This is a genomic window from Bradyrhizobium sp. UFLA05-153, from assembly GCF_054185185.1.
The window spans coordinates 18049-30983 of record NZ_JBBIAM010000056.1; the positions used below are offsets into that span (position 1 = coordinate 18049).

12 protein-coding genes are annotated in these 12935 nt (G+C 64.6%); 10 read left to right on the top strand and 2 right to left on the bottom strand.

Annotated features, from left to right (window positions below):
• Positions 1 to 78: 78 nt before the first annotated feature.
• Both Q2941_RS28500 and Q2941_RS28505 read left to right on the top strand, forming a co-directional pair.
• Complete coding sequence (locus tag Q2941_RS28500; protein WP_458194426.1) at positions 79 to 1008, top strand: hypothetical protein; 930 nt, start codon at positions 79 to 81, stop codon at positions 1006 to 1008.
• 134 nt (positions 1009 to 1142) lie between these two features.
• Positions 1143 to 1874: an outer membrane protein gene (locus Q2941_RS28505; RefSeq protein WP_458194427.1), complete on the top strand. Its 732-nt coding sequence runs from the start codon at positions 1143 to 1145 to the stop codon at positions 1872 to 1874.
• Positions 1875 to 1989: 115 nt separating this feature from the next.
• Here Q2941_RS28505 and Q2941_RS28510 read toward each other — a convergent pair whose 3' ends face one another.
• Positions 1990 to 2898: an alpha/beta fold hydrolase gene (locus Q2941_RS28510; protein ID WP_458194428.1), complete on the bottom strand. Its 909-nt coding sequence runs from the start codon at positions 2896 to 2898 to the stop codon at positions 1990 to 1992.
• A gap of 164 nt (positions 2899 to 3062) precedes the next feature.
• Here Q2941_RS28510 and Q2941_RS28515 point away from each other — a divergent pair, with 164 nt between their 5' ends.
• Positions 3063 to 3929, top strand: coding sequence for a LysR family transcriptional regulator (locus Q2941_RS28515; protein ID WP_458194429.1), 867 nt, complete (start codon positions 3063 to 3065; stop codon positions 3927 to 3929).
• Positions 3930 to 3944: 15 nt separating this feature from the next.
• Here Q2941_RS28515 and Q2941_RS28520 read toward each other — a convergent pair whose 3' ends face one another.
• Positions 3945 to 4829, bottom strand: a complete 885-nt coding sequence (locus tag Q2941_RS28520) for a dihydrodipicolinate synthase family protein (protein ID WP_458194430.1) — start codon at positions 4827 to 4829, stop codon at positions 3945 to 3947.
• Positions 4830 to 5037: 208 nt separating this feature from the next.
• On the opposite strand from Q2941_RS28520, the gene Q2941_RS28525 reads away from it, so the two are divergent.
• The 7 genes from Q2941_RS28525 to Q2941_RS28555 all read left to right on the top strand — a co-directional run bounded on the left by Q2941_RS28525 (position 5038) and on the right by Q2941_RS28555 (position 12901).
• A complete protein-coding gene (locus Q2941_RS28525) occupies positions 5038 to 6450 on the top strand; it encodes an FAD-binding oxidoreductase (RefSeq protein ID WP_458194451.1) in 1413 nt (470 codons plus the stop codon).
• 6 nt (positions 6451 to 6456) lie between these two features.
• A complete protein-coding gene (locus Q2941_RS28530; protein ID WP_458194431.1) occupies positions 6457 to 7122 on the top strand; it encodes a GntR family transcriptional regulator in 666 nt (221 codons plus the stop codon).
• Positions 7123 to 7224: 102 nt separating this feature from the next.
• Complete coding sequence (locus Q2941_RS28535; protein WP_458194452.1) at positions 7225 to 8580, top strand: ABC transporter substrate-binding protein; 1356 nt, start codon at positions 7225 to 7227, stop codon at positions 8578 to 8580.
• Positions 8581 to 8827: 247 nt separating this feature from the next.
• A complete protein-coding gene (locus Q2941_RS28540) occupies positions 8828 to 10858 on the top strand; it encodes a YgiQ family radical SAM protein (RefSeq protein ID WP_458194432.1) in 2031 nt (676 codons plus the stop codon).
• A 124-nt stretch (positions 10859 to 10982) separates the two neighbouring features.
• Positions 10983 to 11678, top strand: coding sequence for a DUF2270 domain-containing protein (locus Q2941_RS28545; protein WP_458194433.1), 696 nt, complete (start codon positions 10983 to 10985; stop codon positions 11676 to 11678).
• A gap of 212 nt (positions 11679 to 11890) precedes the next feature.
• The gene (locus Q2941_RS28550; RefSeq protein ID WP_027520775.1) at positions 11891 to 12361 is read left to right on the top strand and encodes an aminoacyl-tRNA deacylase; all 471 of its coding nucleotides are present in this window, start codon (positions 11891 to 11893) and stop codon (positions 12359 to 12361) included.
• A gap of 117 nt (positions 12362 to 12478) precedes the next feature.
• The gene (locus tag Q2941_RS28555; RefSeq protein WP_027520776.1) at positions 12479 to 12901 is read left to right on the top strand and encodes a CBS domain-containing protein; all 423 of its coding nucleotides are present in this window, start codon (positions 12479 to 12481) and stop codon (positions 12899 to 12901) included.
• The last annotated feature ends 34 nt before the right edge of the window (positions 12902 to 12935 follow it).

Genomic DNA, 12935 nt, shown 5'->3' on the forward strand with positions numbered 1-12935 from the left:
GTTTCGAGGTTTGTCGTGTCACGTGCTCCACGTTTTCTCCACTCGGCTCCCATGATCTGCGGAGCAGTCGCAGCAGCCTTGATCTCCAGTACCCAGTTCTCCAGTGCCCAGGCAGGAGACATCACGACCTCGCCGGTCGTCGTTCCGGCGGTCGACGGCGTCAATGCCAAGGCCGAAGCCTATGGCGGCTTACTGGCCGGCAAATCGCTCGGCGGTGCCGCAGGCGCGATCTCGATGCCGCTCGGCAGCAATTACGGCTTGCAGATCGATTCCGCGGCCGGTGCCTTCGACGGCAGCCGTTTCGGCAACGTCGCGGGCCATGCCTTCTGGCGCGACTCCAGCGGCCTGGTCGGCCTCTACACCAGCCACACCTGGTGGGACCGCAATGGCGGCGTCTATCTCGGCCAGGTCGCGGGCGAAGGCGAGATCTATCTCGGCCGCTTCACGCTACAGGGCATCGCCGGTGTCGAATTCGGCAACACCGCGCAGGTGATCTCGACGAGCACGAGCACGGTTGCGCCGGGCCTCCCCGATCCCCTCTTGGGTGGCGCCCCGGGCGTCACGACCACGACGATGATGCTCGACAGCTACGCGGTGAAGACGCGGTTCTTCGACCAGGTCAATTTCAAATATTACCTCAGCGATCAGTGGTCGGGCTATGTCGGGCACCGCTATCTCGGCGGCAGGAACGCGCTCGCGCTCGGTAGCGAGGTGGCGCTGCCGCTCGGGCACGGCGTGCTCGCCTCGGCCTTCATCGAGGGCCGCGCGGGCGAAGCCAACATGCAGGGCATCTGGGGCGGCGTAAAATTCTACTTCGGCGGCAAGGACAAGTCGCTGCTCGCCCGCCATCGCCAGGACGATCCTAACATATGGAGCACCGATACGCTCTATAGTCTCGCAAATTCGCACAGTTCGTCGAGCTCCTCGACGAGCACGCAATTCTGCGCCAGCGGCACGACCATGGTCGACGGCGTCTGCTATCCCGACGGCCCGCGCGGATGGGACTGATCGAGCGCGCGGCGAAATGTTCAATGCGGGTTGATGCTGCTGGGATTTACGGGCGCGACTTCACGCGCAAGGAACTGTGTCGACGGAGCCGCCGCGGGGCGCGGCCAACCACCTTCCATTCATTGAGGCTCTTCATGCGTCGTCTATCCCTTCTTGTTGCCACGTCGCTGGCCGCCGTACCTGCATCAGCGGCCGATTTGATCGCGCGCAAGGCGCCCCTTCAGGAGACTCAGGTTTTCAGCTGGACCGGGTTCTACGCCGGTGCGCATCTTGGCGGCGGATCGGTCTACGAGACGCAGACTTTCCTCGGCACGACGGGCTTCGCCATCGATCCCGTCGGGACGAGCTACACCACCAATCGCTCGAGCGTGCTGGGCGGCATCAATGCGGGTTACATCTACCAGGTCGGCCATGTCGTACTCGGCGTGGCCGGCGATGTCTCCTGGACCCGCGCCAATGGCTCGAGCGTCACCCCCGCAATCAACGTACCTGGCTTCGTGCTGACGAGCAATGGCAGGACGGATTGGTATGCGACGCTGACCGGCCGTCTCGGCGTGACCTTCGATCAGGTGCTGCTTTACGGCAAGGGCGGCGTCGCCTGGTCGCGGCAGGTCTATGACGGACGGGCCGACGGTTTTGCCTCGGTGATCTACAGCCCGTTCTCTGACATCAGGACCGGCTACGTCGTCGGCGCCGGCGCCGAATGGGCGGCCACCAGAAACATCTCGATGTTCGCCGAATACAACTACCTGAATTTCAGCACGAAGACTTACAACGTCACGGACACTACCGGTGCCGTGACAACGACATACTCCGCCAAAACTTCCGCCAATCTGGCGAAGCTCGGCGTCAACTATCATTTCTGACGATCGTTTCTCGCACTCCGCCATCGCGTGCGCGCCTGCGACCCGCTGCAGGCAGTATGAGGTGGCGGGGCTTTTTTTGCTCGCCCGCCGGTTCCAGCGCGGCCGATGCGACGCCTCAGCCGGCAGCGGCCACCTGCTGTTCGATGATGCTTGCAACACGCACAGGGGTTTCCAGCATCGTGTAGTGGCCGGCATCGTCGATGGTCTCGAACGTCACGCGCGGGTAGGCAGCTGCGAACGCGTTATGCGAGGGCTCGCCGCGATAGAAGGCGATGTCGAGCGCGCCGTTCACAACGTGCAGCGGCGCCGTGAGACGTTGCGAATCCTCGGTAATCGATGAGGTCGTGAACATCTTCAGATAGCCGCGCATCGCCTCGACCGTACCGGCCTCGCGCGCGATGGTCAGCTTGCGCTTCAGCCAGCCGGCGCCATAGCGGCTCGAGGTCCTTGCCGTGATGGCCCGCGCAGCCGCCTCGTCCTGGTCGATCACGGCGTTCAGCGCCTTGAGCGCAGCCTCGTCGGCGCGGAAGCCCGTCGGCGGCACCGGCGAGAACAGCGTGACGCTCTGGATCCGCGAGGCGGCCTGGAGCGCAATCTTCTGCGCCACGAGGCCCGACATCGAGTGTCCGACCAGATGGAAACGCGTGAGCGCGAGCTGATCGGCCGTGCGCAGGACGTCCGCGGCGGCTTCATCCAGCGTGTAGCTGCCGGCCAAGGCGCGTGACCAGCCGTAGCCGCGCAGGTCCATGACGATGAGCGTGTGGCGGGTGGGATCGACATGGGGCAGCACCGGCTCCCAGTTGACGTGATCGCCGAGCCATTCATGCAGCACCACGCAGACCGCCGGGCCATTGCCGACGCGGCAATGGCCGAGCCGGTCCACCGTCGCCAGTTGCGGCGCCGGCCAGGGCGAGGATGATGCAATCTGTGCCGATTGCACCGGCTGCCGGTTCTGAGCGACCGCCGACGTGGTGGCCACGGCGGCAGTGAGGCCGAGGCCCTTCAGAAGATTGCGACGCTGCATTTGCTCTCCGTGCCAACCCGGATTCGTCCTGATCCAGAATTCGAAGCACGGACAAATAGCCGGCAGGCGTCGCAATCGAGAAATTGATTTCCGCAATCACCTTATTGATAACTCTCATCTGGACCCGCGCGCTGTCAGCGGGCTCATCTTCGGGAGCTGCCCCCATGCCGACGACCCTCGATATCGACACGCTCCGCTCCCTCATCGCCATCGTCGAGCTGAAGAGCTTTTCGCGCGCAGCCGAACGGGTCGGACGTTCGCAATCCGCGATCAGCCTACAGATCGCCCGCCTCGAAGGCCTGGTCGGCCATCCCCTGCTCGAGCGGGTGCGCGGTCGCGTGATCGGCGTGACCGAGCGGGGCGCCGAGTTCGTCGCGCATGCGCGCGAGATCGTCGCGCTCAACGAACGCGCCGTCGCCGCCATGCGCCGGCCGGCCGCCAGCGAGCGAATCCGGCTTGGCATACCGGCGGATTTTCTGGAGCGCGATTTTTCCTCGACCCTCTCCGAGATCCGCGCGCGCTGTCCCGACGCAAGGCTTTCGCTGCGCACCGACCTGTCGGCGCGGCTGGCCGAGGATGTCGGCCAGGGCCGGCTCGATCTTGCCTTCTTCAAGCGCGCGCCGTCGAACGAAGCGGGTGCCGCGATCACGTTCGAATCCATGTCCTGGTTCGGAGACGCTACCTCGGCGCCTGCCGGGCGTGATGATGCAGTGCCGCTGGTGGCGTTCGCGGAAGGATGCGCCTATCGCGAGGAGGCGCTCCGCAGCCTGCGCCTGACAGGCCGAGACTGGATCATCGCCTGCGAGGCACGCAGCCTGTCAGCGCTGCTGGCCGCCGTTCGCGCCGGCCTCGGCTATGCTGCGCTCCCGGCAAGGCTCGCCGCGCGCAAATCGCTGAAGCACGCCCACAGACGCGCCGAGCTGCCCGACCTCAATCCGGTCGAGCTTGCGCTCGGCATTGCCGAAGGCCGCAACATGGCTTTCGCCCGGACCATCGGCGGCATCATCGCGGAGCGTTGCTCGCTGGCCTGATGCCCTGCGCGGACGTCACGCGATCGCGGGACTCACCAGCGCGTCGATCTTCGCCTTCAGCGCCTTGCCGTCCGAGAGGCCACGAAGCGGCGGACGCACGCGCAGCCAGCCGGGATCGGCGTTCTGTGCTGCGAGAATGGCTTTCAGCGTCGCGGCGAACGAAGGCGTGTTGACGACGATATCGATCGCCGCCTGCATGCGTGCTCCGACGTCCTTGCCATCGACCATGCCCTTGACGAGCTCGGGCACGATGTTGGCCATGCCGCAGATGGTGCCGGCGCCGCCCGCCGCGATGGCGCGGGTGATGTCGGCTTCGTTGCCGACGGTGATGGCGAGCTCGGGCGCCGCGGCACGGAATGCCTGGAATTGCTTGAACTCGCCGCTAGAGTCCTTGAGGCCGGCAACGAGCTTGCCATAGCGCTTGCGCAAGCTGGCCGCGACTTGCGTCGGGATGGCGACGCCGGAGACCTGCGGGATGTGATAGAGATAGGCGCGCAGGCGATCGTCGGTCACGTCATCGAAGATCGCCGCGAACGCGTCCTCGATTCCTTCAGGCGTGACGCTGCGATCGAAATAGGGCGGCAGGTACAGCACCTGGTTCACGCCGAGGCTCAGCACCGAACGCGTCAGGGCGATGCTGTCGCTGATCGCGGCAAAGCCGCCGCCAACGCCGATGCGATCAGCGGCGAGGCCGGCCTTGAGCAAGGCCTCCACGGTCGCGATCCGCTCTGCAACGTTGAACGAGGTGCCTTCGCCGGTGGTGCCGAACACCACGACGCCGTTGACGCCCTTCTTGAAGAGCCGAAGCGCATGGTCCGCCAGCCGGGCGGGATCCACGGCTCCCTCGGCCGTCAGCGGCGTCGGCGTCGCGACCCAGAACCCGCGAATTGCGTCCGTCATGACCTGTCCTCTGTTAGAGAGCTATCGTTCTAAACCATTGATCAGGCTTGCCCTTTTAGAAAAGCGCGAAACCTGCTTGGCGTTCCCATTTACTTCTTGTACCTTACATACAACATCACCGCAATTCTAGGTGACGCGGGGTCGCGCCGTCAAAAATGCATGGGCCGGCGCTGACCCGGTAAAGCACCAGACAAAAAAAGAGGCTCCGATCGACATGACGACGATGCTCGAACGCCCTGAGGACATGCTGCGCGATCTGCGCGACCGGCTTGGCCCGCAAGCCGTGCTGATCGGCAACGAGGTGCCCGCGCGCAATTGCAACGACTGGAGCGCGAGCCTGCCGCAAACGCCGCTCGCGGTGATCCGCCCGGTCGATGCGGCCGGCGTTGCCGCGGCCATTGCGACATGCCGCACGGCAAGCCTGCCGTTCGTGCCGCAGGGCGGCTTGACCGGCCTGTGCCGCGGTGCCTCGCCCGAGCCCGGCTGGGTCGCGATCTCGCTGGAGCGCATGACCGGCATCGAGGAGATCGATCGGGCATCCGCGACCATGACGGTGAAGGCCGGCACGCCGCTGGAGACGATCCAGAAGGCGGCCGATGAGGCCGGCTTCTTCTTTCCGCTCGATCTGGGATCGCGCGGCTCCTGCGCGATCGGCGGCAATCTCTCCACCAATGCCGGCGGCAACCGCGTGATCCGCTACGGCATGACGCGCGAGCTGGTGCTCGGGCTCGAGGTCGTGCTGCCGGACGGCACTGTCATCACCAATCTCAACAAGCTGATCAAGAATAATGCCGGCTACGATCTGAAGCATCTCTTCATCGGTTCGGAAGGCACGCTCGGCATCATCACGCGCGTGGTGCTCCGGCTGTTTCCAAAGCCGCGCTCGACCATGGCCGCGCTGTGCGCGCTGAAGGATTATGCCGCCGTGGTCGCGCTGCTCGATGCCGCACGCTCCGGCCTCGGCCCGCTGCTGTCGGCCTTCGAGGTGATGTGGCCGGATTATTGGGAGGTGATCACGGCGCGCGCGGGCGCCAAGCCGCCGGTCGCGGCAGGCCACGGGCTTTATGTGCTGGTCGAAGCGCAAGGCACCGATGAAAGCCTCGATGCACCGCGTTTCCAGAGCTGGCTCGAGGATCTGATGGAGCGCGGACTTCTGGCGGATGCTGCCGTCGCGCAATCGCTGGCGCAGACGCAGAAATTCTGGGCGGTGCGCGACATCTGTTCCGAGTTCGGCCAGGTGCTGGGGCCGCACCTCTCCTACGACATCGGACTTGCGGTCAAGCGGATGGACGAGTTCGCCACGCGCTGCAAGGCCGCGCTCGCAGACAGCATCAAGGGCTGCGAGAGCGTCTATTACGGCCATATCGGCGACGGCAATCTGCATCTCGTTTCCTGGGTGACGGGCCTGCCGACCGAACGCCAGCCGAAGGCCGAGATGGACGCGATCATCTATGGCCTGGTGCGCGAGATGGGCGGCAGCGTCTCGGCCGAGCACGGCATCGGCACGCTGAAGAAGCAGTGGCTGGGCCACGCCCGCAGCGAAGCCGAGATCGCGCTGATGCGTACGCTGAAGGCCGCGCTCGATCCCGATCATCTCCTCAATCCCGGCAAGGTCATCTGAGGACCGATGAAGTCGCTGAAGCTCGACCCGCCGAAATCGCTGGCACAGCGCGTGATGCTGCGGCTGCGCCAGGGCATCATCGACGGCGAGTTCGCGCTCGGCGCGGCCATTTCCGAGGAGATGGTCGCGCAGTCCTTCGGCGTCAGCCGCACCCCCGTGCGCGAGGCGATGGGCCAGTTGCAGGCGCAGGGCCTCGTGGTGATCCGGCCGCAGGTCGGCAGCTTCGTCTTTACCCCGAGCGCGGGGGACATCACGGCGCTCTGCACGTTCCGGATCGTGATCGAGCCCAAGGCCGCCGAGCTGGCCTGTGTCCACGACCGCGCCGGCGCGATCGCGGCGATGGAGGCCGCAATTGCCGGGATGGAGCAGGCGGTCGCGGCAAAGGACAACGTCGCCTATGGGCGCGGAGACACCGCGATGCATGAAGCGCTGTTCGCCCACTGCGGCAATCGCTACCTCCAGGAATCCTATCAGCTGGTCTCCGGGCGCATCGCGACGCTGCGCACCAATCTGAGCTCGCCGATCGACGTGCGAACGCCCGAGTCCTTCGAGCAGCACCGTACGCTGCTGCGCCTGTTCGAGCGCGGCGACTTCACCGCTTTCGAGAAGCTGATGACCACGCACATCACCAATTCGGGCAAGACCTATGCGAGGGCATTGCAAATCGCTTGAGCCACCCGTGGCGGATGAGTGACGAGATCAATCACAACCAAAGAGAGGAAACGAGAAGTGTTGAGTGGTTACAGGAAGGCGATCAGGACCTGCGCCGTGTCGATGTCGGTGCTTCTGGGCGCGGCATGGACGACGCAAACGACCGCAAGCGCTGAGGAGAAGCTCGTCGTCTGGTGGAACAAGGGCTACTACAAGGCCGAGGAAGACGCGCTGCTCGACGTCATCAAGAAGTTCGAGGCCAAGACCGGCGTGAAGGTCGAGCTGTCGCAATATGCGACGCAGGACATGATCCCGAAGCTGGTGGCGGCGCTCGATTCCGGCAATCCGCCCGACGTGACCTATGCGGACACCTACAATTTCCAGGGCGTCGGCAAGTGGGCCTCCGAAGGCAAGCTCGTGGATCTCGGCTCCATCCTCGATCCGATCAAGGGAGAGTTCGCTCCGCATCCGCTCGAAACGGTCATGCTGTACAACGAGAAGACCAAGGCGAAGGCCTACTACGCCTTCCCGGTCAAGCAGGCGACGCTGCATCTCCACTTTTGGAAGGACATGCTCGAGGAGGCAGGTCTCAAGGAAACGGACATCCCGAAGGACTGGAAGGGCTTCTGGTCGTTCTGGTGCGACACGGCGCAGCCGGCCGTGCGCAAAGCGACCGGCAAGCGCATCTACGGCATCGGCCATCCCATGGGCGTCGACGCCACCGACAGCTTCATTTCGTTCCTGGTTTTCATGGACGCCTATAACGTGGTGCTGGTCGACGACAACGGCAAGCTCCTGGTCGACGATCCCAAGGTAAAGGCGGGTCTCGTCGCCGCGATGAAGGACTATGTCGAGATCGCCGCGAAGGGCTGCACGCCACAATCGGCGACGAGCTGGAAGGATCCCGACAACAACGTCGCCTTCCACAACAAGACGACGATCATGACGCACAATTCGACCATCTCCGTTCCCGGCAAGTGGCTGGACGATGCCAGCAACGAGACGCTGACCGCCGAGCAACGCGAGGAAGCGAAGAAGAATTATTATGACCGCATCCGCACCATCGTCTGGCCGAACAAGCCGGACGGCACGCCGGTCCACACCCGTGCGTCGGTGACGGTCGGCATGATCTTCGAGCAGGCGAAGAACAAGGAGCGCGCCAAGGAGTTCGTGTCGTTCCTGCTGCGCGACGAGAACCTGCAGCCTTACGTCGAGGGCGCGCTCGGCCGCTGGTTCCCGGTCAAGACCGTCGCCCAGAAGTCTCCCTTCTGGGACACCGACGTGCATCGCCGCGCCGAGCGTGATCAGTTTGCCGCCGGCGTCGGCGGTTACGAGATGAGCAAGAACTACAAGTTCACCGTGCTCAACAACGAGAACGTCTGGATCAAGGCGGTGAACGCCATCGTCACCAACAAGGTGCCGGTGGAGCAGGCGGTCGACCAGATGATCGCGCGCATCAAGGAAGTGGCCGGCAATTGAAGCCTCACCTCAAGCGCGGGCGTTGCAGGCGGGTTCGCCCCGCTCATGCGCCCGCGCCAGGCGCCGGTGCCTGCGCCGCGACAGATAGAGCGAAAGCTCGGCGCGAAAACATCGTTCGAGCTGGCGGATGGGAGATCGGGGTCTTGCCCGTTCGAAGTGCGCGACGGCCGCCATTGTGATGACGGCACGCGGAAATTGATGTTCCGCTCGATTGAATTGCGGCGCGCCCGGCTTATGCGTGGGCGCCATGGATACCATCGCCAACGCCGCAAAACGCCTGAGTTCCTGGCCCCGCCACCGGGCCCATCCCGGGAAGGCGGCGCCGTTCCTCCCCATGAGCCGCGCCGAGATGACGGCGCTCGGCTGGGATGCCTGCGACATCGTGCTGGTGACGGGTGACGCCTATGTCGACCATCCGAGCTTCGGCATGGCGATCATCGGCCGGCTGCTGGAGGCCCAGGGCTTTCGGGTCGGCATCATCGCGCAGCCGGACTGGCACTCGGCCGAGCCGTTCAAGGCGCTGGGCAAGCCGAGGGTCTTCTTTGGCGTCACCGGCGGCAACATGGACTCGATGGTCAACCGCTACACGGCAGACCGGCGCCTGCGCCACGACGACGCCTATACGCCCGGCGGCGAAGGCGGAAAGCGGCCGGACCGCTGCACCATCGTCTACGCCCAGCGCTGCCGCGAGGCGTTCAAGGACGTGCCGATCGTGCTCGGCGGCATCGAGGCCTCGCTGCGCCGGATTGCGCATTACGACTACTGGTCCGACAAGGTGCGCCGCTCGGTGCTGGCCGACGCCAAGGCGGATCTTCTGCTCTACGGCAACGCGGAACGTGCCGTGGTCGAGGTGGCGCACCGGCTCGCCGAAGGCACGGCGCCCCGCGATCTCGATTCCATCAGGGGCACCGCGTTGTTCCGCCGCGCGCCGGAGGACTACACCGAACTGCACGCGGACGATCTGGACTCCGCCGACGAGGGTGCGGCGCGCCATCCCGGCGACACCGTGATCCGGCTGCCCGCGCTAGAGCAAGTCGAGCAGGACCGCGAGGCCTATGCGCGCGCGTCACGCGTGCTGCACCGGGAGAGCAATCCTGGCAATGCGCGGCCACTGGTCCAGCGTCATGGCGATCGCGACCTCTGGCTGAACCCGCCGCCGATCCCGCTCTCCACCGAAGAGATGGACGCGGTCTACGACCTTCCCTACGCCCGCGCGCCGCATCCTTCCTATGGCGATGCCAGGATCCCGGCCTGGGAAATGATAAAATTCTCGGTGACGATCATGCGCGGCTGCTTCGGCGGCTGCACCTTCTGTTCGATCACCGAGCACGAGGGCCGCATCATCCAGAACCGCTCGGAAGACTCGATCCTGCGCGAGATCGAGCGCATCCGCGACAAGACGCCGGGTTTCACCGGCGTGATCTCCGACATCGGCGGTCCCACCGCCAACATGTACCGAATGGCGTGCAAGGATCCGAAGGTCGAAGCGGCATGCCGGCGGCCGTCCTGCGTCTTCCCCGAGATCTGCCCGAACCTCAACACCTCGCATGACGACCTGATCCGGCTCTATCGCAAGGTGCGCGAGACCAAGGGCATCAAGAAGGTGATGGTCGCCTCCGGCGTGCGCTACGACCTCGCGGTGGAGAGCCCGGAATATGTCAAGGAGCTCGTCACCCATCACGTCGGCGGCTATTTGAAGATCGCGCCAGAGCATACCGAGCGCGGTCCGCTCGACAAGATGATGAAGCCGGGCATCGGCGCCTATAACCGCTTCAAGCGGATGTTCGATGCAGCGGCAGAACAGGCCGGCAAGAAATATTACCTGATCCCCTATTTCATCGCGGCGCATCCGGGCACGACCGACGAGGACATGATGAACCTCGCGCTCTGGCTCAAGAGGAACCGCTATCGCGCCGACCAGGTGCAGACCTTCCTGCCCTCGCCGATGGCGACCGCAACCGCGATGTACCACACCGGCGTCAATCCGCTGCGCGGCGTGCGCCGCGGCGGCAGCGACAAGGTCGAGGCGATCAAGGGCCTTCGTCAGCGCCGGCTGCACAAGGCGTTCCTGCGCTATCACGACCCCGACAACTGGCCCGTGCTGCGCGAGGCGCTGAAGGAGATGGGCCGCGCCGATTTGATCGGCTCCCGCCCCGACCAGTTAGTCCCAGCGCACCAGCCACCCGGCACCGGCAAGGCCGCCGGCACAAGGCGGCCCGTGCGCCCGGGCGGCCGGACGCAGCGCTTCACGACGAAGGGCGTGCGGGTGATGAAGTGAACCGCTAAGCCGTTGCGGGTTAAGGGCGGTCGGCCCATCGCGGGCTTGTCCAAACGAAGCGGAATTGTGGTAGTATCATCGGGTCGCCGCTGAAAGCACGACCTGAACATTTCACTGGTCTTAGGTGGTTCGCGCCATGCTCAGGCCTGCAGAAGACACACGTGAAATCCGAGAGCTGAACCCGGCTGAATTGGGTGCGATTGCCCATCTCTATCGCGGCGAGATCTATCGCAGCACCATCTGGCGAACACGCCTCGACAACACGACCAACTGGTCGATCGTGACCTTGGGCATCGCCCTGTCGTCGACGTTCTCGTCTAAAGAGGCATCGGCGCTACCGCTCATTCTGATTGGCATGCTGCTCGCGGTCTTTCTCGGACTCGAAGCGCGCCGCTATCGCTATTTCAACGTTTGGCGCGCGCGGGCGCGCTTCCTCGAAACGCATTGGTACGTTCCGATCTTGAGCGGCAAACGCGAAGATGACGACGCCGGTTGGCGGAACATCCTCGCGGAAGACTACCTGCATCCGCGTCATCATATCAGCTTCGTTCGCGCCGCCGGGCGCCGTGTTCGCCGCACATACATCTGGATCATCGTGATCCAGACATCCGCCTATATCGGCAAACTCGCGATTCATCCTGAAATGGCGGCGCACCTCAACGAGTTCATGGAGCGCGCAGCAATCGGCCCGATCCCGGGCTGGGTGGTGATTTGCTGCGGCCTTGTCTACAATCTCTGCTGGGTCGTACTTGCCGTCGCGACGTATTGGCTTGATCGCCGTGCGCATGGCACACGACCCTCCGCAGGCGGAATGGGTTGACCGAAGAGGCGGCGCGGTCCCCGCGGTTCGCAGATAGGTCGGCCATACTGACTAACCCCGCAGCGGTTGGCGTGGAATCGTGTCGTTGCGCAATGACGAATTGCGGCAGCCGACCGCAGCGCCTATGTTGAGAACCCGACAAATCAGGCGGCCGCCTATCGTGCGGCGGGGACTCACGGTGGACGGCTTGCATACCCATCGGAGGGCACGCCATGTCCATTGCTCCGACGCTGCACCGATATCTTGCTGCCGAGAACATCCAATATGCCGAGATCCCGCACGATCTCACCATGTCATCCACGCGCACGGCGCAGGCCTGCCACGTCTCGGGCGATCGTCTCGCCAAGGCCGTCGTGTTGCGGCATGACGGCGGCTACATGCTTGCGGTCGTGCCGGCATCGCACCATCTCAACCTGCCGGACCTGAAGCAGAGGCTCGGCGAGGATCTCGTGATGGCCAACGAGACCGAGATCAATCGGATCTTCGCCGACTGCGCGCACGGAGCCGTCCCGGCCGTCGGCAGGTGCTACGGGCTCGATCTCATCGTCGATGACACCATCCAGGCCCAGCCCGAGGTCTATATCGAAGCCGGCGATCACGCGACGCTGCTCCAGCTGACGCACGCGCAGTTCGCGCGCCTGACGGCCAATGCGCCGCATGGACGCTTCAGCGTGCACGACTGACGCGGCACGACGGCGACATGCTCCACCGGCACGCCCTCGTCGCGGTGAAGCGTGCGGTCGTGCCCGGTTCGTTGTATAGTCACGTAACGGGGGCAGCGTTCGCAACGGAGGTCCTCCATGAAAGTCAAGGACGTGATGCACAAGGGCGTCGATTGGGTCAGCCCCGACACCCCGATCACCGAGATCGCGAAGTTGATGCAAGGGCACGACGTCGGTTGCATTCCGATCGGTGAAGGCGACCATTTGATCGGGATGGTGACGGATCGCGATATCGTCTGCAAAGGCCTTGCGAGCAAGGATTTCAACGCCGCGCGCATGACGGCGCGGGACGTGATGACCGAAGGCATCCATTGTTGCCGCGAGGACGACGATCTGGCGAAAGCCGTGCATCACATGGAGACGCTGAAGATCCGGAGGCTGCCCGTCATCAACAAGAGCAAGCGGATGGTCGGCATGATCAGCCTGGGTGATGTCGGCCAGTCCGCCACCGCCGATCTGTTGACCCAATGCGTGAAGGGTGTCTCGGCCCATCATCATTGAGGCAACGCCGGCTCGACCTTGGTACGTCAATGGC